This is a genomic window from Amycolatopsis magusensis, from assembly GCF_017875555.1.
Classification (GTDB): domain Bacteria; phylum Actinomycetota; class Actinomycetes; order Mycobacteriales; family Pseudonocardiaceae; genus Amycolatopsis; species Amycolatopsis magusensis.
In genome coordinates this window covers 4086196-4108325 of sequence record NZ_JAGGMS010000001.1, presented here as the reverse complement: position 1 = coordinate 4108325, position 22130 = coordinate 4086196, and the positions used below count along the sequence as shown (strand labels likewise).

The following is a 22130-nucleotide window of genomic DNA, read 5'->3' as shown; positions in this document are numbered from 1 at the left end:
GGTTACGCCGATCCGCATGGGGTAGCCGGTGCCGGCCGGGCGAAGACGAGATGACGGGGTGAGTGCGGTGGTTCCAGTGCGCGTGCACGGGGTGGCTCTGCTGCCACCCGACGAGACACCGGTGATGCTGCTGCGCGAGATCACCGGGGAGCGGCGCTGGCTGCCCATCGCGATCGGGGCGCCGGAGGCGACCGCGCTGGTCGCGGCCTGCCAGCAGGTGGTGCACTCCCGGCCGGACACGATCGAGCTGATCGGGCAGGTGATCGAGGTCTTCGGCCACGTCGAGCGGGTCGAGGTGACGGCGCTGGACTCCGGCGTGTTCTTCTCCGACCTGGTGCTCGGCGACGGGGTGCGCGTCTCCGCGCGGCCGAGTGACGCCGTGGCGATCGGGGTCCGGGCCGGGGTGCCGCTCGAGGTGGACGAAGCCGTGCTCGCGGTGGCCTCGACCACCTTCGAACTGGCCGACGACGACGTGGAGCAGCAGATCGCCGACTTCCGCGTGGAACTCGACTACGTCAGCCCCGAGGACTTCGGCGACCCACCGACCGGGTGATTCCGGAGCCACGCGGCGCGCCGAATTCGCCCACCCGAGCGCAAAATCCGACTACGCAAGCGCGAGCTTCGCCTACGCGAGCGTGAGGCTCGGCTACCCAAGTGTGGGGTTCGCGTGCCCGAGCGTGAGGTTCGGCTGCCTGAGTGTGGGGTTCGGGTGCCTGAGTGTGGGGTTCGGGTGTTTGAACGTGGGGTTCGCGGGAGGGCGAGTTCCACACTCAGGTAGCCGAAACACACGTTCGCGCAGCCGAGTTCTACGTTCAGGCGACCGAGTTCCACGTTCGGGTAGCCGAAGCCCACGTTGGCGGGCGGGCGGAACCCATCGACCGGGTGAGTTCAGAGGCGCGCGGCGCGCTGGACGAGTTCGTCGAACACGGCGGGATCGTCCTTGTCCACCACGGGGAAGCCGGACCCCGGTTCGCCTTCCCAGTGGAACTCGATGCCCGGGTTGTGCACGTCGTACCCGTCGGCGAAGAACAGGTGCGGGCTGCCCTGCACCAGCTCCCGATTGGCGTGGTAGTCGGCCATCATGTGCCCCCGGGCCCGCCCGTCGTCGAGGGCGCGCGCGAGTTCACCGGCGTCGACCGCCGGGCACTCCTTGGCGACGGCGAGTATCTCGTGCCGCAGCGAAATGCAGCGACTGTCCCGGAACAACGCCTGCCGCAGCGCCAGGTCCAGCTGCTCGGCCGCCAGCGGTGACTGCGTCTTGGCCGCGTGCACGGCTTCGTTCGCCGGCGCGGTGGTCACCGGCCAGTCCGCCGGATCACCCTGCCAGGTCTTCCAGCCGAATCCGGGTTCCAGCGCGCCGACCACGGGGATCTCGGAGTCGAGGAACCCCTTGGGGATCGGGAACTCGTTGACGTCCTCCAGCAGGAACACCCGGTGGTCGAGCCGGACGCGGTCAGCGAGCCCGGCCTCGTCCCTGGCTCGCAGGAGCCGCACGATGGTCACGGTCGACCAGGCGCAGGCGATGTCGGTGTAGACGACGATCCGGCCCGGGTCCACCTGCGGTCGTGGCATCACGCGCTCCCTACGGTCGGCTGACGGGGTCCCTCCAGGCGTTTCCCGAAGCGGGCGTGGTCAAACGAGGCGCTGCTCAGCTCCGCTTCCGGCGGATCGTCACGGCCACGAGCGCGGTGCCGAGGACGAGCAGGAACACGCCAGCCGTCAGGAGGCCGCCGACGTCGGCGCCGGTCGCGGCCAGTGGACGACCGCCGGACGGGCGGGTGGCCACGGGCTGCTCGTGGGTACTAGTCGTGGTCGGTTCAGGCACGAAACCACCGGAAGTCTGCGAGGTGCTCGACGTGGTGGCCGTGGTCGTGGTCGGAGCGGTCGTGGTCGTGGTGGGCTGGGTGAGGCAGTCGGGCAGGTCCCCGTCGAAGGGGTAGGCGTGGATCTCCTGGCCACCGCCGCCGCTGTCCTCCGAGGTGTGCAGCAGCCCGCCGGTGGTGAAGAACCGGCCGTTCACCCCGGACGCGGTGACCGTGGTGAGGCTGCCCGGGTTGCCGATCAGCACACTGCCCTGGAACTGCGCGCCCCCGGCGATCCGCACGCTGGTGGCGTCCGGGAAGTTCCACAGCAGCCGCGGGCGCAACTGGTTCAGCGGCTCCTGATCGGCGAGGTCACCGGTGTAGGTGTTGATGGTCCTGGCCGCGCCGACCAGGTTGACCAGCACGGTCGCCCCGGCCGGGACACCCTGGAACTCGATGCCCTGCATGCCCCCGCCACGCCCGGTGAGGTCGAAGTCCACAGTGAACACTTGAAGCGCAGACTTCCCGTCGCCGGTGAACAACGTCCGGTGGCCCTCGTTGCGTGCCGTGCCCGTGGCGGGCCGTGGCTCGTCGTCCTGGCGGGCGTAGCACTGGCTGGCCAGTCGCAGTTCCGCGCGCAGACCGGCGTACGGCTCGGCCGCGTCCGGATCGGGCTTCACGGTGCCGGTGACCGTTCCGCTGCGGTTGCCCGCGTGGCGGACGACTCCGCCGTCGGCGAGCAGCCGCTGTCCACCTGCGACGGTCAGGTCCCCGCCGGTGGTGAGGAAGTCCGCGCCGTCCGGTGGTGGCACACGGGAGCCGACTCCGGCGATGCCGACGTTGTACACCGCGGAGCCACCGGCGCGCTTCGCCAGGTCGAAGGCACCGAGGACGACCACTTTCCCCTCGGCTTCCGCCGCGGCGCCCCGCACCCGGAAATCGCCGCCGACGTAGACGTTGATGCCCTCGTCACGACCGGCGAACGACCCGTTGTTCACCGGTGGGTGCTGGCCGGGGCAGGCGTCGCCGGCGCACGGCCCCAGCCCACCCGGCAGGGTGGCGGCGGCCGCACCGGGAGTGACCACAATGGCCACCGCCAGGCACGAAGCGGCGGCAGCGCCGGCAGTGGTGAGGGCGAGCCGCCGGGTGCGCATACGACCGATTCTTGTGCCCCCGGAACCGGAACACGCAACCGGAGAAGGAAAGTCCGCCCGTCCGGGTGGGCGCCGAAGGGGTCGCTGAAGGGCGGCTTTAGGGGCCGGTGCTGTGCTGTGCGCCCCTCGTCCCCGCACTGGAGTACCCCATGCCTGCTCTGTCCCCTCCCCGGATCGGTGCGTTGCTCGCCGCGGTGTGCCTGCTCGGCTGCGTGCCGGTGCTCGCCTCCCCGCCCGCGTCGGCGGCCACCGGCGTGGCCACGACGCCGCCGATGGGGTTCAACAACAAGTTCGTCACCGGCTGCGGTTCCGGGCTGAACGAGCAGACGATCCTCGGTATCGCCGACACGATGGTGGCCACCGGGTTGCGGGACGCCGGGTACGAGTTCGTCAACATCGACGACTGCTGGGCCCTGCCGGAGCGCGGCGCGAGCGGTGAACTGGTCCCCGATCCGGTGCGCTTTCCCCGCGGGGTCGAGGCGATCGCCGACGACCTGCACGCTCGCGGCCTGAAACTCGGCCTCTACGGCGGTGCGGGCACCAAGACCTGCGCCACCCCGGGCATCCCGGGCAGCTTCGGGCACGAGGAACAGGACGCCGCGACGTTCGCCGCCTGGGGCGTGGACCACCTCAAGTACGACAACTGCAACAACCAGGGCGTCGACGCGAAGCAGCGGTACTCCGCGATGGCCGACGCCCTGCGCGACACCGGGCGCCCCATCGTCTTCGCGATCTGCGACTGGGGCATCAACAAGCCGTGGGGCTGGGCGCAGGGCATCGGCCACTCCTGGCGCACGATGATCGACATCAACGACACCTGGGCCCGGCTGCTGACGGTGATCAAGCAGAACATGAACCTGGCCGGGTACGCCGGGCCGGGCGGCTGGAACGACCCCGACCTGCTGATGACGGGCAACGGCGGCATGTCCGCGACCGAGTACCGCACCCAGTTCGCCCTGTGGGCGGTGATGGCCGCGCCGCTGCTGGTCAGCGCCGACCTGCGCCAGGCCACCTCGGAGACCCTCGACCTGCTGCGCAACCCGGACCTCGTCGGGGTGAACCAGGATCCGCTCGGCGCCCAGGGCGCGCCGATCCGGTCGCAGGACGGCACCCACGTGTTCGTCAAACCGCTCGCGAACGGCGACCGGGCGGTGGTGCTGTTCAACGAAACCGACACCGCCCGCCGGATCGGCACGTCGGCCACCGAACTCGGGCTGCCTCAGGCCGCCGGTTACCGCGTGCGGGACGCGTGGACCCACCAGGACGCGCACACCGCGGGCCCGGTCAACGCGACCGTCCCGCCCCACGCGACCGCGGTGTACCGGATCGGGACCGACCGGCACTGGTACAAGTACCCGCCGCTGACCGATGCCGCCGCCGAACCGGAACTCGCCTACCCCGGCGCCCTGACCGTGGTGGCGCCCGGCGGCACGGCCGCGGTCACCTCGACCCTGACCAACTCGGGGAACCTGCCGGCCAGTTCCGTGCAGGCGAGCCTGAGCGCACCGGCGGGCTGGTCGGTCCAGGCGGGCTCCCCCACCACCCGGCCGGTGCTCCCCGGCGGGAAGCAGTTCGGCACGCAGTGGGCGATCTCGGTGCCGCCCGGCACGAGCCCGGGCAAGTACGCGCTCACCGCGAACTACTCGTATTCCGTTCCCCACCAGCCCACGCCCGTCACCACCTCGTACACCGTCGACCTCTCGGTCGCGGCGACTCCGGCCTCCGGCTCGAGCATCCTCAGTGACACGAACTGGATACGCGCGACCAACGGCTGGGGCCCGGTGGAGAAGGACCTCTCCAACGGCGAGCAGTTCGCCGCGGACGGTCAGCCGATCACGCTCGGCGGCACCACCCACGCCAAGGGTCTCGGCACGCACGCGCCCGCCTCGGTCGAGTTCTTCACCGGAGGCGCCTGCACCTCGCTGGATGCCCTGGTCGGCGTGCACGACGGCAAGGCGGGCACGGTGGCCTTCCAGGTGTGGGCCGACGGCGCCCTCGCCTACGACAGCGGCGTGCGGACCGCGGCCGAGCCACCCCTGCCGATCAGCACGGACGTGACCGGGGCCGCCTTCGTCCGCCTGGTGGTCACCGATGGTGGTGACGGCACCACCGAGGACCACGCCGACTGGGCCGCGCCCACGATCCAGTGCGGCTGACCACACGGCAGGTGTGAGACCGGGAATCGCGGGGTATGTCGAACCTACGTTCGACCGAGAGGAGTACCCAGTGTCCCAGACACCGGAGAAGGACCCCGACGACTGGACCACCGGCGACGAGCCGATGACCGGCCCGCAGGCTTCGTACCTGAGCACGCTCGCCCAGGAAGCCGGGGTGGAGGTCCCGGACGACCTGACCAAGGTGGAGGCTTCGAAACGCATCGACGAGCTTCAGCAGCAGACCGGGCGGGGTACCAGCGACTAGCTCAGCTTTCCAGCTCCCAATCGAGCGCGATGAGCCGCGCGGTGTCGCCGATCGCGGCCAGCAGATGGTCCGGTGTCGCGGCCAGGCCGCTCACGGACGGTTCGGCGGGCGCGCGCACCACTTGTCCACTGTGGACGTCCCAAACGCTGATGCCACCTGACCCGCCGCAGGCCAGGAAGCGGCCGCCGCCGGTGAACCGCGCGGTGCGGACGGGTCCCGTCTCGAAGGTCCGCACGCACTGGCCGGTTGCGATATCCCACAGCTGGGCGGAGTCGTCCGCGGAGACCGCGAACCGCCCGTCGTGGCTCAGGCAGACCGTCCGAGCGACGGCGGGCAGCGACTGCACGCATTGCCCGGAGCCGAGATCCCACAACCGCACAGAATCACCACCGGAAGCGACCAGCCTGCCGTCCGCGCCGAAAGCCAGGTCGCCGACCTTCCCCCGGTGCCCGGTCATCGTCCGCACGCACTGACCGCTTTCGACGTCCCAAACCCGTACGGCGTGGTCCATTCCGGCGGTGACCACCGTCGTGCCGTCCGCGCTCAACCGGGCGACGCGGGCGCCCAGGGTTTGCTCGCCCCGCAGCAGGACCAGGTTGCCGCCGGTCTCCGCCGACCACACCCCGACCTCGCCGTCGCGGCAGGCGGACAGCACCAGCCGACCGTCCGCGCCCACGTCCACGGAGTCCACTGGGGACGGACGGTCTTCGATGCTGTGCAGGCAGCTCCCGCTCCGGGCGTCCCAGATCCGGACCGACAGGTCCTGGCTCCCGGTGACCGCGATCAGCCCATCTTCGGACAGGCCCGCGGAGAACACCAGCTTGGTGTGTCCGGTGAGCCGCTGGAGCGGCCAACTCGCCCGCAGGCCGACGCGGGCGCAGTGGCCGCCGAGCGTGCGCCAAGCCGCCATGACGCGCGGATCCCGTTCGTAGCCCTCGATCGTGCGTGCCTGGTTGAGCAGTTCGAGGGCACGAGGCAAGCGCCCCTCGGCGATCTCCTGCTCCGCCTCGCCGACGATGGCCCGTACCTCGGCGTCGAGCCGGACCATTTCGGGATGCTGCCTCGGTTTGCTCAACGCGGGCGCGGCCTCGAACCCGCCCGGCAGCGTCCACCGCCGGGCCGTGTTGTCCTCACCGGCGCTCAGCGCACCCCAGGGCGCGAACCGTACTTCGCTCACCCGGCCCAGGTGACCGCGGAAGGTCCGCAGGCACCGGTCCCGGCCGAGTTCCCACAACCGCACCCCGTCATCGGCGCCACCGGAGAGCAGGAACCGGCCGTCTGCGCTCAACGCCAGCCGTTCCACCAGGCTGTAGTGCCCGGCCACGGTGTGCAGGCGGCGCCCGTCGGCCAGGTCGATGACGTCGAGGTGGGCGAAGTAGCTGCCGACGACCGCGGTCCGCCCGTCCGCGCCGAAGGCCAGCCCGCTGACCGACTTCTCGTTCGTGGTCACCACCCGGTACCGGCCGGTTTCCAGGTCCCACAGGCGCACCGTCCTGTCCTGGTGCCCGGCCGAAAGGGCCGTGCGGCCGTCGGCGCTGACCTCGAGCATCGAGCCGGACAGTGCCAGGCCGCGGGCCTGGTCGTCCGGTACGTGGCTGTCCAGGTGGAACCGGGACTGTCCGGTGTGGACGTCCCAGACCGGCCCGTCGTTCGCCGCGGCCAGCGCGAGCCGCCCGTCGTCGCGCACGTGGACCGACCGGATCCAGCTCCAGCCACCCAGTCCGGGCGGGCGGAAGACGCGCAGGCGGCGGCCCCTGACCAGATCCCACACCCGCACGCTCAGGTCCTCGCCGGAGGTGATGCCGAAGCGGCCGTCCGCGGTGATGTCCACCGAGGTGACCCGCTTGCGGTGGCCGCGAAGGGTGCACACACACCGTCCACTTCGGACGTCCCACACCCGGACCCTGCCGCGGTCGTCCCCGGTCAGCGCCACTCGCCCGTCCGGGGTCAGGCAGAGCGCGAGTTTCGGCGGCAGCGGGTCGGAGCTGAGCTGGTTCCACGGCACGGCCACGGTTTCGGCGCAGAACGCGTGCCCGGCCCGCCCGGATCGGAGGACGCGCAACGTCGCCTCGACGTCCGGCTCACCAGGAGCCGCCTGTTCGATACCGTCGAGCAATTCGCGGGCGGCATCGAGGTCGCCGCGTTCCAACTGGACCTGGGCGAGCAGGTGCCGGGCGAGCCACGGGTCGCCGGTGTCGGCGCGGACGGCTTCGAGGTCCGTCACCAGATCCTCGTCGGTGATCTCCCCGCGGCGCCAGCGCAGCAACCCGGCGTTGTAGGTGGCTTTCAGGTGCCGGGGGTCGGCGATCCGCGCGGCGGTGAACGCCTCCGCGGCTTCGTCCGGTTGTCCGAGGTCGAGCAGTGAAAGCGCGCGGTTGTTGAGTTCGTCGGCACGCAGGTCGGCCGCCACCGGCTCCGGCCGCGGATACGCCACGCCGACGACCTGGCGGTAGACCTCGGCGAGCGCGGCCGCCACCTCGGCCATGGAGCGCGGTCGATCGGCTGATTCGGCACGCAGGCAATCGGCGAGCAGCTCAGCCAGTTCCGTGGGCATGCGCGGCAAACCGGCTTCCGGGCCGTCCGCGAGGTGGGCGGCCAGCGCCTCCCCGGCGACCGGCCCGACCATCCAGATCACGCCACCGGTGAACATCTCCAGCACGGACACCGCGAAGCTGTAGATGTCGGCGCGACGGCTCAATGGTTGCCCGGCCGTCTGCTCCGGCGACGCGTACGCCCTGGTCAACCCGCCGGTCGGGACCAGGATGCTGGTACCGGGAGCAGTGTCGGCTGGCTGTGTCGCGGCCACGGCCCTGGCTCGCGCGAGCCCGAAGTCGGTGACCTTGGCCGTCCCGTCCTCGTCGAGCAGCACGTTGGCGGGCTTGACATCCTGGTGCACCAGCCCGCGCGAGTGCGCGTGCTCCAGTCCCCGGGCGGTCTGGATGGCGAAGTCCAGGATCCTTGCCAGCACGGCGATCCGGTCGCCTTCGTAGAGCCTGCCGTCGCGGATCCAGTCGGTCAGGCTGCCGCCGGGGACGAATTCGGCGAACACCCGCGGGATCCCGTCCAAGGTCCGGACGTAGTGGCAGGCACACACGTTCGGGTGCAGGCCCAGCGAAACCCACACCTGGGCTTCGTCGACGAACCGCTGCCGGTCGATCTCGTCGCGGAACAGTTCCGGCCGGGGGCACTTGACCGCCAGGTCCACGCCCCACGCGAGGTGCCGGACCCGGTACACCAGGCCCATGCCGCCGTTCTCGAAGGCGCGCTCCACCTGGTAACGGCCGTCGACGACGTCGCCGGTCTGCCATCGCGCGCCCATCCGGGTCAGTCGCTTCCGCGCGAGGGCACGAAGTCCGGCAGCGCGGCGAAGGCCGGGTCGACCTGGATGGTGCCGGCCGTGCGGCCGAACCACGCGCGGACGCGAGACAGGGGGTGCTCGGGGAACTGCGTGTCCCACGCCGGGTCGTCACCGCGGTGGAAGGGCAGCCTGCCACGAAGTTCGGGATCGTAGGGGTGCGGCAGCACCCAGTTCTTCGGCATGCCCAGCTGCACGTTGAGCTGTGCCTCGCGCATGCCGGTGATCCCCTGCTCCTCGGCCAGGTAGGTCATCACCACGAAGCAGGTCGACTTGGCCAGGTACAGGGTCGCCGAGAACACCTGCCCGGTCGGCGCGGCCGGGTGCGGGAACTTGCTGAGCTGGTACACCGCGGGCACGCCGTCGATCTCCACCGGCGTCGCCTCGATGAGGCAGCCCGCCTCGCCGTAGCTGTGGGCCAGTTTCCGCCGCATGGCCGCGAGGTCCTCGAGCCAGTACGGCTCGTTCAGCGGTCCGGGGACGAGTTCGACGGTGATCTGGTCACCGGTGTGCGGGTGCTGCCAGGTGTGGTCCTGCACGAGCCGGAAACCGGTCGTGTCGAAGTGGGTGATCACGAAAACGAGCCCTCCAGGTGATTGCGCCTGCGGTGGGACGCGGCACCCGGGTGGCGTGGTTCCCGGTTCATGAACATCTTCAGCGCGGCAGGCCTGCCAGGTCCGCCATCAGGCCCACGTGGTGGTCGAAGTACTCGGTGCGCGCGGAGATCAGGTCGTTCAGGCGCCCGAACACCTCGAAGCTGAGGAGGCCGAACAACTGCGTCCAGGCGGCGAACACGCGGTCGAGCTGTTCTTCGGCGGCTGCACCGGAGCGTTCGCCGAGCAGTCTGCGCAGGTCGGCGCGGACCGGTTCGGGCACCGGCGAAGGCAGCGGGGCCAGGCTGTCCCCGGCGTCGGCGAGCACCCCGACGAGCAGCAGCACCACTTTCGTGGCCGGTTCCACGGTGTCCTGCGGCGCGACGTAACCGGGGACCGGATTGCCGTACAGGAGGCCGTATTCGGCGGGGTGCTCGAGCGCCCACTTCCGCACGGCGGAGCAGACGGCGTGCCAGCGACCGCGCAGGTCCTCACGCGGCACGCCCGCTTCGGCTTCCGTCGCTGCCCGGGCGAGCGCTTCGTACCCGTCGAGGATCAACGCGGTGAGCAGGGCGTCGCGGCTCGGGAAGTACCGGTAGAGCGCCGAAGGCACGATGCCCATGTCTCTGGCCACGCCGCGCAGGGACAGGTTGGCCCCCTCGGCGGCGAGGTGCCGCCGGGCGACTTCCTTGATCTCGTGGTTCATCTCCGAGCGGACGCGGGCACGCAGTGACGACGCGGACATGACCCCAGTGTCGCACAGGTTCGAGAACACCCGTACTCCGCGAGAACACCGTTCTTGACTGGGAACCACCGGACATGAGCCGGTCCGGTCGGTGGCGCCGGCGGAGATGACCTCGGAGGTAATCGACAGCACGACCTCCGCCCGGCGAAAGTGATCTTGTCACTGGAGCCGTTGAGGGAGAAGAACTTGAGAACGACGCTGAAGTCGCTGGGTGTGCTGGCCGGGACCGTGGCGATGCTGCTCGCGGGTGCCGCCAGCGTGCCGGCGAAGCCCGTCGTGGCGGGCATGGCGAAAACCGTGGTGGAGGGCGAGGTCTCGGCGAACGCGCAGGCGTTCATCGACCGGCAGACCCGGTTCGGTGCCATGCCCACCAGCCCGGAACGGATCTCGCTGTACGCGGACGAGATCTTCGACGAGCACGCCACCCTGTGGGAGGCGGCGGGCACGGTGATCAAGGGCAAGGAGGCGATCCGCACGGCCATCACGGGCACGTTGGGCAAGCTGCCGTCCTTCCGGATGTTCCCGACGCGGGTCGCGGTGGACGGGAACGTGGTGCTGTACGGCGCACACAACGAGGTGGAAATCCACGGGACCACGGTCAGCTACCCGGCGATCTACCGCGTGGTGCTGGGTGACGATGGCAAGGTGATCCAGGGACGGCGCTACTACGACCGGTTCACCTGGTTCCGCGGCCTCGATCCCACGCTGGAGAACCTGTTCGAAGGCGTGCGTGACGGCGGCTCGGCGCCGGTCCGAGGCACCGCCGACCGGGCGGCGGCCTGGAACAACCGGGATGCCGCCGCGCTGATCGCCGGTACCGGCCCCCTGACCGGCCCCGGCGCCGGTCCACTGCACACCACGGGCGGGAAAACCGCCTACCTGACGCGGTTCTTCGCCAAGGCGGAAAGCCTGCAGGTGCGGCCGGGGCAGACCGTGCGCACCGCGGAAGCCACCTACCAGGAGTGGTACGGCACGGTGACCACCGCGGAACGCCAGACGCCGGCCTCGTTCGGCATCATCGAACGCTTCGACAACCGGCGGCGGAGCTGGGAGCTGACCTTCGACACGCTGCCCCTGATCGCCGGACCGCAGAAGGTGGAGGAGCTCTACGCCCTGCTGTGACCGTGGCTCGCACCCGGCGCCCGCCACACCGGGCGCCGGTGGAGGCCGAAGCCCGCTCGGCCCAGATTCGCCGCACTCACCGAATCCGGGCGGGCGGTGGCCACCGCCCAGGTGCACCCGGACGCCGCGGCGACCCGGAGGCGGTGGCGCAGCAACCGTGTTTGCGCGCCCCTCCCCCGGAACTCGGGAAGGGTCGACGCCCCACCGAACACGGCGACCTCCTCGTGGATGGTCATGGCCGCGGCGCCGATCGCCTTCCCTCGCGCCGCAGCGAGGAACCGGTGCATCGAAGGAGCCCGTGCTCGGCCCGGATGAAACGGGCGACCACTCCGTCCACTTGGTACCCCGCCAGCAGGACGTCGAGGAAGGCACCTTCCTGGGTCACGTCAGCGGTCTCGGGGAAGGGACCATCGAGGCGCCGGATCGCCAGCAACCGATCCGGCGCCCGCACCAGGCCGAGTTCGCTGGCCTCCGGCACCACACCGGAGATGATGGAGAGAAAGCTGAGCGCGGGATCCGTGGCTCGCACGCCCAAGGCCCCGCCGTCCGCCCACACCTCGAATCCCCCCGGCACTCCCGCCGCTTGGGCAGCCGCACAGGCCAGCGCGGCCCGCTGGTGCAAGGCCCATTCCGCACGGCCGATCGCCGAACTCATCGAAACCGCCCTTCGCGGTGGGGGCTCAGCTCGCCGGGCGGCGGCGCGGCCGGGCATGGCGAGCGTGCAGTTCCGCCACCTGCCCCAGCCAGAATTCGTAACGGGGCAAGGCACCTCGCGGCACGGTGTACCCCTTGCGCTTAGCGAGCGCGTAGAAACCCGGACCGGCATCGTTGGTGCCGAGGTACTGGACCAGGGCACTCAGCAGCAGGCCACCGCACCGCTGCCGCGCGTCCTCGGAGATCTGTTCCAGGAGGCGGCCGATCGCGGCGCGTTCGGCGTCGAGGCTGAAATCGAACTGCCGCACCCCGGCCCTCCGGCAGACGACGCTGTTGAATTCGGTGTAGGAGGTCGTGTTCTCCAGCTCGGCCCGCTCGACGAGGAACTCGATCCCCGCTTCGACCAAGCTGTCCCACTCGGCTTCCTCGCGCCCGTACCGCACGGTCACTCCCCCTTCACAGCGACGATCACAAACTGCTAGTCGCTGGCCGTCCGCCCGGCGCTACACCCCGCCGGTAGGGCTGGCCTCACCTCGACCTCGGGGGAACGCACCATGGCCGCCACCCCTCGGGGTTCGTAGCGTCGTCCGTTCGGGTAGGCGCACGAGTGAGGGATGAGCGATGGCTGATCGGCACGCGACGGGCGAGGCACTGCGCCTGGTCGAAGTAAGCAAAACTTATGGTACACAAGCGAACCCGGTACACGCCCTGCGAAGAGCCTCCCTCGCCCTGCCGGCGGGGACGTTCACCGCGGTGATGGGGCCCTCCGGCTCCGGCAAGAGCACGCTGCTCCACTGCGCCGCCGGGCTCGACGAGCCGACCAGCGGCCGGGTGCTCGTCGACGGGACCGAGCTGGTCCACGGCAGCGAGACCGCGATGACCAAGTTCCGCCGGTCCCGGATCGGCTTCGTGTTCCAGCAGTTCAATCTCCTGCCCACGCTGACGGTGTGGCAGAACACCACGCTCCCCCTGCGGCTCGCCGGGCAGAAGATCGACACCGGTTTCGTGCGCGACGTGCTCGACCGCACCTGGCTCGGGGATCGCGTCGACCACCTGCCCGCCGAACTGTCGGGTGGTCAGCAGCAGCGGGTGGCGATCGCGCGGGCGCTGGTGACCCGGCCCAACCTGATCTTCGCCGACGAGCCGACCGGTGCGCTGGACACACGCAGCGCCCGCGAGGTGCTGGCGATGCTCGCCGAAGCCGTGCACACCCTCGGCCAGACCGTCGTCATGGTCACGCACGACCCGGTCGCCGCCGCCTTCGCGGATTCGGTGGTCTTCCTGGCCGACGGGCAGATCGTGGACCGGCTCGACCGGCCGGACGCCAAGACGGTGGCCGAGCGGCTGACACACCTGGGTGAGCCGAGCCCGGCCGTCGCGGTGGGTGAGTGAGCCGTGTTCCGACTCGCCCTGAGCTCACTGCGCTACCGCACCGGCGGCTTCGTGGCCAGTTTCCTCTCACTGTTCCTCGGCGCGGCCATCCTGATGACCTTCGCGTCCATGGTGGACACCAGGCTCACGCCCGGCATCGACGAGAACTCCGCCTTCACGCTGACCTTGGTCGCCGCCGTGGTCGGTAGCTGGGGGCTGATCATCGTGGCCTTCGCCGTCGGCTCCACGCTGACCCTGCTGGTGCGCCAGCGCCACCAGGAGATGGCGCTGCTGCGCAGCATCGGCGCGACACCCGCGCAGACGGTCCGGCTGGTCGTCGGGGAAGCGGCGGTGGTCGCGGTCGCGGCGGGCGCGCTGGCGATCGTGCCCTCGATGTTCGGCGGTGAGTTGCTGCTGCGCCTGCTCGCCGACACCGGTCAGGTCGCCCCGGGCATCGAGCACCGGTTCGGCGCGCTGGGGCTGGGCATCGGCCTGGGCATCACGTTCGGCGCGGCGGTGCTCGCGGCGGTCGTGGCCACGCGCCGCACGGCCGGGGTGAGCGCCCGCCAGGCGATGCTGGCGGTGACCGAGAACCCGCGGATGAGCCGCAAGCGCCTCGTCATCGGTCTCCTGCTGCTCGCTTCCGGGCTCACCTGCGGGGTACTCACCGTGACCGTGTTCAAGGACAACGGGCTGGAGTTGATGGCGGTCGCGGGCCAGGCCGGAATCCTGTCCTCGATCGGGCTGGCCGTGCTCTCCCCCGCGCTGGCCCGCGTGGTGGTGGCGGTTCTCGGCAACCCGGTGCGCGCGGTGACCGGCGTCGGCGGTTACCTGACCGTGCTGACCATCCGCCGTCGCACCCGCCAGTTCGCCGATGGCCTCATCGCGGTCATCCTGTTCACCGGCATCGCGACCGGCACCCTGTACCTGCAGGCGATCGAGAACTCCTCGGTGACGGTCAAAGCGCCGGAGCACCAGAACCTCGAGACGCTGAACTACGTGGTGATCGGCATGATCGCGGTGTTCGCCGCGGTGATGCTGATCAACACACTGGCGGCGGCGATCATCCACCGCCGCGGGGAGTTCGGCAGGCAGCGGCTGGCCGGTTCGACGCCGCCGCAGGTGCTGGGCATGGTGAGCGTGGAGGGCGTGCTGCTGGCGGTGACCGGCATCGTGTTCGGGTCGCTGGCGGCCGTCGCGGCGATCGCGCCGTACAGCTTCGTGCGGACCGGCTCGATCGTGCCGGGTGAGAGCCCGCTGCTCTACGGGGTGATCGTGGTGATCGCGGCACTCCTGACGCTGGGAACCTGTGTGGCCGCGACCCGGCGGGCGATCCGGGGACCGGCGATCCGGGCGATCGGCGCCTGACGCCCGTGGTTCGTCCCGTCCGCCGTCCGGGTGGTCCCCATCGGGTGACGGACCGGCTCGCCCGCGCTGCTCAGTCCACTCAGGACAGCAGGGTGAGCCGGCGCCACGCCGCTTCCAGGTCCGGGTGGACCTGGAGCAGGTGGTCCAGCCGCAACAGGCGGATCGGCCGCACCACCGTGGGGTGCGTGCTGACCATCGCGCACGCCACCCCGGCCGCGCGGGCGTCGATGTGGGCGTCCAGCAGGACGCGAAGCGTTTGCGCGGAACAGAAAGCGATCCGGGACAGGTCCAGGAGCAACGCTTTCGGACGCCGCCCGATCGCTTCGGCCAGTGCGTGGCCCAGCCGGTCGACGACCTGGTTGTCCAGCTCACCGGTCGCGGTGAGCACGGTGACCGCGTGGTCAGTGGTGACCTCGAAGGTGGCGGGGGCGGGACGGACAGCGTACTGCGACACCAACTTGACCCCTCACCTGAGCGCGGTTGCCGGACAACCATCGACTCAACCCCAGTGCGGCCGTGCCCGCCACCCGGCACCACGGGCCCACCGGCCCGTGGTGCCTCCAACGGGTGAAAGCGGCGGGGATCAGGTCAGCTTTTTCTTGGCCTGCTTGGCTTTGCCCTTCACCGTTCCGGCGGCGTCCTTGACCGCGGAATAGGTGCCGTACAGCGCGGGGTCCGGTTTCGGGGCGGTGCCGGGACCACCCAGCGGTTCCGGGTCCATCAGGTACTCGATGGAGTTCTTGCCCTTGCTCCACCCACCCGAGGCCCCGTCCGGGCCGTCCGAGAGGTGCCAGATGGTGTTGTTGTGCACCTGGTCCTCCTCGTCGAGCAACGCGTTCGGCGCGATCGGCGTCTCCTCGAGACCGTCCGCCTCCAGCTCCTCGATCGCCGCGAGCCACTGCTTCTGGTGCACGGTGTCGCGGGCGAGATTGAACCGGAGCATCTCCTTCACGCCCGGGTCGTCGGTCATGTTGTACAACCGCGCGGTCTGCAACCGTCCCTGTGCTTCGGCCGCGGCATTGGCGCGGAAGTCCGCGAGCAGGTTCCCGCTGGCCACGATGTAGGACCCGATCCACGGCACACCCTGGGAGTTCTGCGGCATCGCCCCACCCCCGGCCACGATCGCCTGCTGCGGATCCATCCCGCCGATCACCGCGGCCATCACCGGATCCTTCACCGCCTCCGCGGTCACCGTCGACGGCGCACCCTCGAGCAGCCGGGCCACCATCGTGGCCAGCATCTCCACATGCCCGATCTCCTCGGTCGCCGTATCCATGATCAAGTCCTTGTACTTGCCCTCCATGCGGCAGTTCCACCCCTGGAACAGGTACTGCATGGTCACCGTCATCTCGCCGTACGCCCCGCCGATGAGCTCCTGCAACTTCCGCGCGTACACCGGATCGGGCCTTTCCGGCTTGGCCTCGAACTGCAGCAATTTCGTATGCCGGAACACCGTCACTACCTCCTGGAATCGGTGGCGATACCAACCCGGGCTTCCCCGCGATTTCCCGTTCATGCACGGACGGTTGACCGGAATCTGTTTCTCCAGCAAGGTGCGGGCAGCCACGCCGGTCACCACCACGCGGAAAGGGGCAGAATGGCCAGGTTTTCCCGCGGTTCCCGCGGTGTGCCCGCCGCTGTTGTCCGGCCGGCCGGACATCGGCGGCCCCCGGTTTGCCGCTGGCCGGGGGTGATCTGCCCGGAACACGGCTTCACCCTGGCCACCACCGAGGAGTGGACCTGGTGCGTCACGCCCGACTGCGGGCGATTCTGGCTGGGCAGCCACCGGGAAGGCGGCTGCGGCGAACCGGCGTCGGTGTACCTGGCCGACGCCGGTGACGGTGACCGCCTCCTCTGCCCGGAGCACGCCGAGCAGGCGGACCGCCAGCTCGCCGGGTTCCGCCCGAGCACGCGGCGGGATCAGGCCGGTTGACGCCGGGCGCTCAGCGCCGCGAGGCCCAGGAGCACCACCACCCCGATCGCCGCGACCACGGCGAGCCCGGTGGTGGCACCGTGCTCGCGCTGGACGAAGGTGCCGACGCTGCCGAGCACGGCCACCCCGAGCGCCAGCCCGAACTCCACGCTGGTCTCCGACAGCGCCGAGGCCGCACCCGCCCGCCCGGGTGGCGCCGCGCCGACCACGATGTCCGTGCTCAACGCCATCACCGGCCCCTGCCCCAGGTAGATCAGCACGAGCCCGGTGACCAGCGGGGCCACGCCCGGCTCCGCCGGGGTCCAGGCCAGCACGAAGAAGCCGAGCGCCGAGACCACCAGCGACCACGCGAGCAGCCGGTGGACCGGCATCCGGCGCGCCAGCGAGGACGCCGCCACCGACGTCAGGATCATCGCCACCGCGGACGGCACCAGCCACAGCCCGGCCTCGATCGGGGACAGCCCGGCCGTCTGCTGGAGGTGGAGCGCGGCGAACAGGTAGACGCCGGACACGCAGGCGAGCGCGGCCAGCAACACCACCAGCGCGTTCCGGAAGGGGCGCACGGCGAACAACCGCGGGTCGATCAACGGCAGGCTCAGCGTCCGCTGCCGTCGCAGGAACACCACCCCGGCAACCGCGCCGAGCAGGAGCGCGCTCCCGCCGAGGAGCCCCGGACCGCCCTCCGCGAGGTGCTTGATGCCGTAGACGACCGGCAGCACGGTCGCCAGTGACAGGGCCACGCTCGCCAGGTCCAGCCGTCCCGGCTCGGGATCGCGGTGCTCCGGCAGCAGGATCGGCCCGGCGACCAGCAGCAGGATCATCACCGGCACGGCGAGCAGGAACACCGAACCCCACCAGAACCATTCGAGCAGCAGCCCACCGGCCACCGGGCCGAGCGCCACCCCGGCGGACAGGGCCGCCGACCACAGCCCGATCGCGGCCCCGCGCTGCCGTGGATCGCGGAACATGCCGCCGATCAGCGCGAGCGTGGACGGCATCAGCGTGGCACCGGCGATGCCGAGCAGGCCGCGGGCGAGGATGAGCAGTTCGGCCGTGGGCGCGAAGGCCGCCAGCACCGAGGTGAGCAGGAAGGCCGCGGCCCCGATCAGCAACAGCCTCCGCCTGCCGATGCGATCGCCCAGCGAACCCATGGTGACGAGGAACCCGGCGACCAGGAAGCCGTAGGCGTCGGAGATCCACAGCAGCTGACCCGGGCTCGGGGACAGCTCGGCGGCGAGACTGGGGAGCGCCAGGTAGAGCACCGTGGCGTCCATGGACAGCAGCGCGGTCGGCAGGACGAGCACGGCGAGGCCGAGCCATTCGCGGGGACCGGCGGTCGTTTCGAGTTGTCGGTCGGACATGCCGCGACGCTAAAGTCTCACATGGATGTGAGAGTCAAGCGTGGATTTCGGAGGGCCGCATGCGCATCAGCGAGCTGGAACGCCGGACCGGGGTCAGCCAGCGGCTGCTGCGTTACTACGAGGAGCAGGGGCTCCTGCGGCCACGGCGCCTGCCCAGCGGTTACCGCGAGTACGCCGAAGCCGACGTCACCACCGTCGAGCACATCCGGAACCTCCTGGCCGCAGGCCTGTCCACCACCACGATCGCCGACCTGCTGCCGTGCCTGGGCTCGGCGGGGGGACAGCTCATCGCCGACTGTCCCGAACTGCTGGTGGACCTGCACCGCGAGCGCGCCAGGCTCAGCGCCGCGATCAGCGAGCTGACCACCGCCCGGAGCACCCTGGACCAGGTGATCGCCACTGCGCCACCCGCGGTCGAGCACGCCGCGGACCGGTTGCGCGAGGCCGGCTGACACCCCGGTCACCACCGAGCGGGAGGGTCGCGTCCTCCCGGTGGGTGATCGGGCAACGTCCGGCGGTCGCAGGGGCAGGCCACCACCCCGTTGGTTGTCGCGGTCACCGGGGTTGCCTTAGCTGAAGTCATGGCCATTGTCGGCACACCGCTTCTGGAGTCGATCGACGAGACCAGCCGGGCGATCGAAAGCCGCGGCTGGGCCGACGGGGTCCGGGACGCGGGCGGAGCCGCCTTGGCCGCGCTCGGCACGGCCGTGGACCCGTTCGGGCCGGTACTGGCCGGTGACGTCGGCTGGCTGCTCGAACACTGCGGGCTGCTGTCGGAGGCCCTGGACGTGCTGACCGGCGACCCGGCCGAGATCAGGGCGCACGCGGAGACCTGGCAGCACGTCGGTACCGAACTTTCGGCCATCGACGCCGACCTGACCAAGATGATCACCGACGAGTCGTGGCCCGGCCCGGCCGGGGACGCCTTCCGCGCGCGGTACGCGGACACGGCCACCCTGCTTTCGGCGGCGCGGACCGCGGCCGAGGGGGCGGCCAGCGGGATCAGCAGTGCCGGTGAGGTCGTCGGCGCGGTGCGGACGCAGGTGCGCGACATCATCACCGACCTGGTCGGGCACCTGCTGCGGTGGGCGCTGCACACCCCCGGCATCGGCCTGGTCTGGGTGGCTTCCCAGGTGGCCACGGCCGTCGCGAAGACGGCGGCGAGGATCGCGGGCATCATCAAGAAGCTGGTGCGGGCGCTGGGCAAACTCTCGCCGTTGCTGCAGAAGCTCGGTGATTCCTTCGGTGAGGCCACCCAGGCGCTGCGGAACACCAAACCGGCCAGGACCAAACCCGGCCGTCCGGGCGATCGGGCCATTCCCGTGCGCGACTGCGAGCCGGTCGATGTGGCCACCGGTCAGGTCGTGCTGCGGCAGGCCGACCTCACCCTGATCGGCACCCCGGACCTGGTGCTCGAGCGCACCCACCTTTCGGCCTACCGCGAGGGCCGCTGGTTCGGCCCGTCCTGGGCGTCCACTTTGGACCAACGACTGGAGGCCGACGAGGCGCACCTCCGCTACTTCTCGGCGGACGGCATGGTCCTGTTCTACCCGTACCCCACCGGGCCGGAAGAAGTGCTGCCGCTGCTGGGTCCGCGATATCCGTTGCGGCGAACCGGCGACGGGTACCGCGTCACGGATCCGGCCACCGGCAGGACCCTGTTGTTCGAGCCGGAGACCCAGCGCCTGGTGACCATCGAGCATCCCGGCTCGCCCACGGTGACCCTGGAGTACGACGGCGATGCACCCAGCGTGCTACGACGGTCCGACGGATACGAAGTCCGCTTCATCACCGCCGAAGGCCGCATCACCGGCATCGACGTCCTGAGCGACGACCACACCGTCCCGGTCGTGCGCTTCGGCTACAACAAACTCGGGCAGCTGACCGAAGTGGCGAACGCCGCCGGTCCGCCGATGGCGCTCGACTACGATCTCAGCGACCGGCTCGCCGGCTGGCGGGACCGCACCGGCACCTGGTTCCGGTACGCCTACGACACCGAGGGCCGCTGCGTGCGGACCGTCGGCGCCGACGGGTTCCGCAACGGCGCGTACAGCTACGAGCGAGAGCGCCGCGCCACCCGGTACACCGATTCGCTCGGCCACACCACCGAATACCGCTTCGACGAGGCGGGCAGGCTGGTGGAGGAGATCGACCCGCTCGGCGGTCGCCGGGGGTTCACCTGGGACCAGCAAGGCCGCCTGCTGTCGCGCACCGACGCGCTCGGCCGGACCACGCTGTTCACCTACGGCGAGGACGGCCTGCTCGCCGGGGTCGTCCGCCCGGACGGCTCGGTGGTCGGGTATTCGCGTGACGCCGGCGGCGCCCTGCTGACCATGTCCACAAAGGACGGTGTGGTGCGCAGGCGGGTGCCCGATGTCGATCCGCTGACCGAGCCGGTCGGGGTGGCGTCACCGTCGCACCCCGCCCGTCCGGCGGGTCTCTTCGCCGATGCGGACCCGGAAGCCGCGCAGCCCGGTGAGCGTGACGCGTTCGGCAGGCCGCGCAAGATCCGGACGGCTTCCGACGCCACCGTCGGCCTCGGCTGGACCGTGGCCGGTCACCGGGCGGTGCGGCAGGGGCCGCTCGGCAGGCGGGACGTGTGGCGCTTCGACGCCGAGGGCCACGCGATCGAGCACCGCAGCGCGAGCGGGCAGGTGACGCGGCGGCGGTACGGCCGGTTCGGCCTGCTCGCCGAGGAGATCGACGCCGCGGGCGGGCGCACCACCTTCCGCTACGACGGTGAACTGCGGCTGATCGAGGTCACCAACGCCGCCGGGCTCGCCTGGCGCTACACCTACGACCCGGTGGGCCGCCTGATCGAGGAGGAGGACTGCGACGGCCGCCTGCTCAGTTTCGACTACAACGCGGCCGGGCAGCTGACCAGCACCACCAACGGCCTCGGCGAAGTCACCGCCTACCGCTACGACCCGCTCGGCAACGTGGTCGAACGGCGGACGGCCGGGGACGTCACCACCTACGCCTACGACCCGCTCGGCCGCCTGGTCCGCGCGGCGGGCCGGGAAGCCGTGCTGGAGATCAGCCGGGACGTCCGGGGCCGGGTGCTCGCGGAGTCGGTCAACGGCCACACGGTCCGCTGGTCCTACGAAGGTGCCGCGGTGCACCGGCGCACACCGTCCGGTGTGGACAGTTCGTGGCACCGCGACGAGCACGGGCGACCGGACCGGCTGCTCATCGCCGGTCACGAAGTCGATTTCGAGCGCGATCCAGCGGGGCGCGAAGTCGCGCGCTTCGTCGACGGGCATCGGGTGCTCTGCCAGGAGTTCGACGCCGAGGACCTGCTCACCACGCAGGTGCTCTCCGACCGCGTCCTCAAACGCGACTACACCTACCGGATCGACGGGCAGCTGATCGCGATCGACGATTCGGCCACCGGCGCGACCCGGTTCCAGCTGGATCCGCTCGGCCGGGTCACCGAGCTCACCGCACCCCACGGCACCGAGCGGTACGGCTACGACGCCGCGGGCAACATCACCCGGGACGCGCTGGGAATCCGCGGGTACCACCACAACCTCCTGGCCGAAGCCGGCGGCGTCACCTACACCGCGGACCGGCAGGGCCGGATCACCGGCAGGCGCGCGGGCGATCGCGAGTGGACCTTCACCTGGGACCGGCTGGACCGGCTGACCGGACTGACCACTCCGGACGGTACGCGGTGGACCTACCACTACGACCCGGTCGGCAGGCGGTTCGCCAAACGGCGGTGGCCACCCGGCGGGGAACTGGCCGAAGAGATCCGGTTCGCCTGGGACGGCACGGAAATCGTCGAACAGGAGACGCGGCACGCCGACGGCTCGCGTTCGGTGATCACCTGGGAACACTGCGACGGCCGGCCGGTGGTCCAGCTCGATGCCCGGCTCCGCGTCATCGTGACGAACTCGGCGGGCACGCCCACCGAACTGCTCGACAGCGACGGTTCGTTGCGGTGGCAGGCATCCACCGGACTGTGTGGCAACGACCTCGGCGCGGCGACCGGGACGCCCCTGCGGTTCCCCGGCCAGTACCAGGACGCCGAAAGCGGGCTGCACTACGGCGTGCACCGCTACTACGACCCGGAAACCGCGCGCTACCTCAGCCAGGACCCGCTCGGCCTTCGGTCCTCGCCGAATCCGATGGGATATGTGGCGAACCCGTACCTTTTCGCCACGCCCGCAGGCGTTCCCGGCGTGCCGGAACGGCCTGGCGTGGTCGATCTCGTGTGGCCGGAACCGGACGAACCGGCTTAGCATGGGT

Annotated in this window: 20 protein-coding genes; 9 read left to right on the top strand and 11 right to left on the bottom strand. The window is 70.9% G+C overall.

Going from position 1 to position 22130, the window contains the following annotated elements; genetic code table 11:
- Positions 1-67: 67 nt before the first annotated feature.
- Complete coding sequence (locus JOM49_RS18380; protein WP_209665502.1) at positions 68-553, top strand: bifunctional nuclease family protein; 486 nt, start codon at positions 68-70, stop codon at positions 551-553.
- A gap of 335 nt (positions 554-888) precedes the next feature.
- On the opposite strand, the gene JOM49_RS18375 is transcribed toward JOM49_RS18380, so the two are convergent.
- Together JOM49_RS18375 and JOM49_RS18370 are read right to left on the bottom strand one after the other, a co-directional pair.
- Positions 889-1572 (bottom strand): DsbA family oxidoreductase, encoded by a 684-nt coding sequence (locus tag JOM49_RS18375; protein ID WP_209665501.1) that lies wholly within the window; start codon positions 1570-1572, stop codon positions 889-891.
- 76 nt (positions 1573-1648) lie between these two features.
- Positions 1649-2956, bottom strand: coding sequence for a choice-of-anchor A family protein (locus JOM49_RS18370; RefSeq protein ID WP_209665500.1), 1308 nt, complete (start codon positions 2954-2956; stop codon positions 1649-1651).
- A gap of 149 nt (positions 2957-3105) precedes the next feature.
- Between JOM49_RS18370 and JOM49_RS18365 the strand changes: the two genes are divergently transcribed.
- Together JOM49_RS18365 and JOM49_RS43030 are read left to right on the top strand one after the other, a co-directional pair.
- Positions 3106-5112 (top strand): NPCBM/NEW2 domain-containing protein, encoded by a 2007-nt coding sequence (locus tag JOM49_RS18365; RefSeq protein ID WP_209665499.1) that lies wholly within the window; start codon positions 3106-3108, stop codon positions 5110-5112.
- Between the two features lie 70 nt (positions 5113-5182).
- The gene (locus tag JOM49_RS43030) at positions 5183-5377 is read left to right on the top strand and encodes a DUF3072 domain-containing protein (RefSeq protein ID WP_282767717.1); all 195 of its coding nucleotides are present in this window, start codon (positions 5183-5185) and stop codon (positions 5375-5377) included.
- A 1-nt stretch (position 5378) separates the two neighbouring features.
- Here the strand turns inward: JOM49_RS43030 and JOM49_RS18355 are convergent, their stop codons facing one another.
- The 3 genes from JOM49_RS18355 to JOM49_RS18345 form a co-directional block, all read right to left on the bottom strand.
- Positions 5379-8696: a WD40 repeat domain-containing serine/threonine protein kinase gene (locus JOM49_RS18355; RefSeq protein ID WP_209665497.1), complete on the bottom strand. Its 3318-nt coding sequence runs from the start codon at positions 8694-8696 to the stop codon at positions 5379-5381.
- Between the two features lie 5 nt (positions 8697-8701).
- Positions 8702-9307, bottom strand: coding sequence for a hypothetical protein (locus JOM49_RS18350; RefSeq protein WP_209665496.1), 606 nt, complete (start codon positions 9305-9307; stop codon positions 8702-8704).
- 79 nt (positions 9308-9386) lie between these two features.
- Positions 9387-10070 carry a TetR/AcrR family transcriptional regulator gene (locus JOM49_RS18345; RefSeq protein WP_209665495.1) on the bottom strand — a complete coding sequence of 228 codons (684 nt, stop codon included), beginning with the start codon at positions 10068-10070 and terminating at the stop codon, positions 9387-9389.
- 186 nt (positions 10071-10256) lie between these two features.
- On the opposite strand from JOM49_RS18345, the gene JOM49_RS18340 reads away from it, so the two are divergent.
- Positions 10257-11192, top strand: a complete 936-nt coding sequence (locus tag JOM49_RS18340) for a nuclear transport factor 2 family protein (RefSeq protein WP_209665494.1) — start codon at positions 10257-10259, stop codon at positions 11190-11192.
- Here the strand turns inward: JOM49_RS18340 and JOM49_RS44340 are convergent.
- From JOM49_RS44340 to JOM49_RS18325, 3 genes are read right to left on the bottom strand one after another with little or no spacing between them, the layout of a single operon-like run.
- On the bottom strand, positions 11177-11479 hold the full coding sequence (locus JOM49_RS44340; RefSeq protein WP_209665493.1) for a GNAT family N-acetyltransferase: 303 nt from the start codon (positions 11477-11479) through the stop codon (positions 11177-11179). The genes JOM49_RS18340 and JOM49_RS44340 overlap by 16 nt on opposite strands.
- Positions 11425-11847, bottom strand: a complete 423-nt coding sequence (locus JOM49_RS18330; protein WP_209665492.1) for a hypothetical protein — start codon at positions 11845-11847, stop codon at positions 11425-11427. The genes JOM49_RS44340 and JOM49_RS18330 overlap by 55 nt, the downstream gene beginning before the upstream one ends.
- Positions 11848-11872: 25 nt before the next feature.
- Positions 11873-12289 carry a hypothetical protein gene (locus JOM49_RS18325; protein WP_209665491.1) on the bottom strand — a complete coding sequence of 139 codons (417 nt, stop codon included), beginning with the start codon at positions 12287-12289 and terminating at the stop codon, positions 11873-11875.
- A 178-nt stretch (positions 12290-12467) separates the two neighbouring features.
- Between JOM49_RS18325 and JOM49_RS18320 the strand changes: the two genes are divergently transcribed.
- On the top strand, positions 12468-13238 hold the full coding sequence (locus tag JOM49_RS18320) for an ABC transporter ATP-binding protein (protein ID WP_209665490.1): 771 nt from the start codon (positions 12468-12470) through the stop codon (positions 13236-13238).
- 3 nt (positions 13239-13241) lie between these two features.
- A complete protein-coding gene (locus JOM49_RS18315; RefSeq protein WP_308158779.1) occupies positions 13242-14585 on the top strand; it encodes an FtsX-like permease family protein in 1344 nt (447 codons plus the stop codon).
- 79 nt (positions 14586-14664) lie between these two features.
- Here the strand turns inward: JOM49_RS18315 and JOM49_RS18310 are convergent, their stop codons facing one another.
- A complete protein-coding gene (locus JOM49_RS18310) occupies positions 14665-15039 on the bottom strand; it encodes an STAS domain-containing protein (RefSeq protein ID WP_209665489.1) in 375 nt (124 codons plus the stop codon).
- Positions 15040-15168: 129 nt separating this feature from the next.
- Positions 15169-16038 carry a manganese catalase gene (locus tag JOM49_RS18305; RefSeq protein ID WP_209665488.1) on the bottom strand — a complete coding sequence of 290 codons (870 nt, stop codon included), beginning with the start codon at positions 16036-16038 and terminating at the stop codon, positions 15169-15171.
- Positions 16039-16182: 144 nt separating this feature from the next.
- Here JOM49_RS18305 and JOM49_RS18300 point away from each other — a divergent pair, with 144 nt between their 5' ends.
- Positions 16183-16518 carry a hypothetical protein gene (locus JOM49_RS18300; protein ID WP_209665487.1) on the top strand — a complete coding sequence of 112 codons (336 nt, stop codon included), beginning with the start codon at positions 16183-16185 and terminating at the stop codon, positions 16516-16518.
- On the opposite strand, the gene JOM49_RS18295 is transcribed toward JOM49_RS18300, so the two are convergent.
- Positions 16506-17879 carry an MFS transporter gene (locus tag JOM49_RS18295; protein ID WP_209665486.1) on the bottom strand — a complete coding sequence of 458 codons (1374 nt, stop codon included), beginning with the start codon at positions 17877-17879 and terminating at the stop codon, positions 16506-16508. The genes JOM49_RS18300 and JOM49_RS18295 overlap by 13 nt on opposite strands.
- Positions 17880-17938: 59 nt before the next feature.
- Between JOM49_RS18295 and JOM49_RS18290 the strand changes: the two genes are divergently transcribed.
- A complete protein-coding gene (locus JOM49_RS18290; RefSeq protein ID WP_209665485.1) occupies positions 17939-18331 on the top strand; it encodes a MerR family transcriptional regulator in 393 nt (130 codons plus the stop codon).
- 129 nt (positions 18332-18460) lie between these two features.
- Positions 18461-22123, top strand: coding sequence for a DUF6531 domain-containing protein (locus JOM49_RS18285; protein ID WP_209665484.1), 3663 nt, complete (start codon positions 18461-18463; stop codon positions 22121-22123).
- Positions 22124-22130 lie beyond the last annotated feature (7 nt).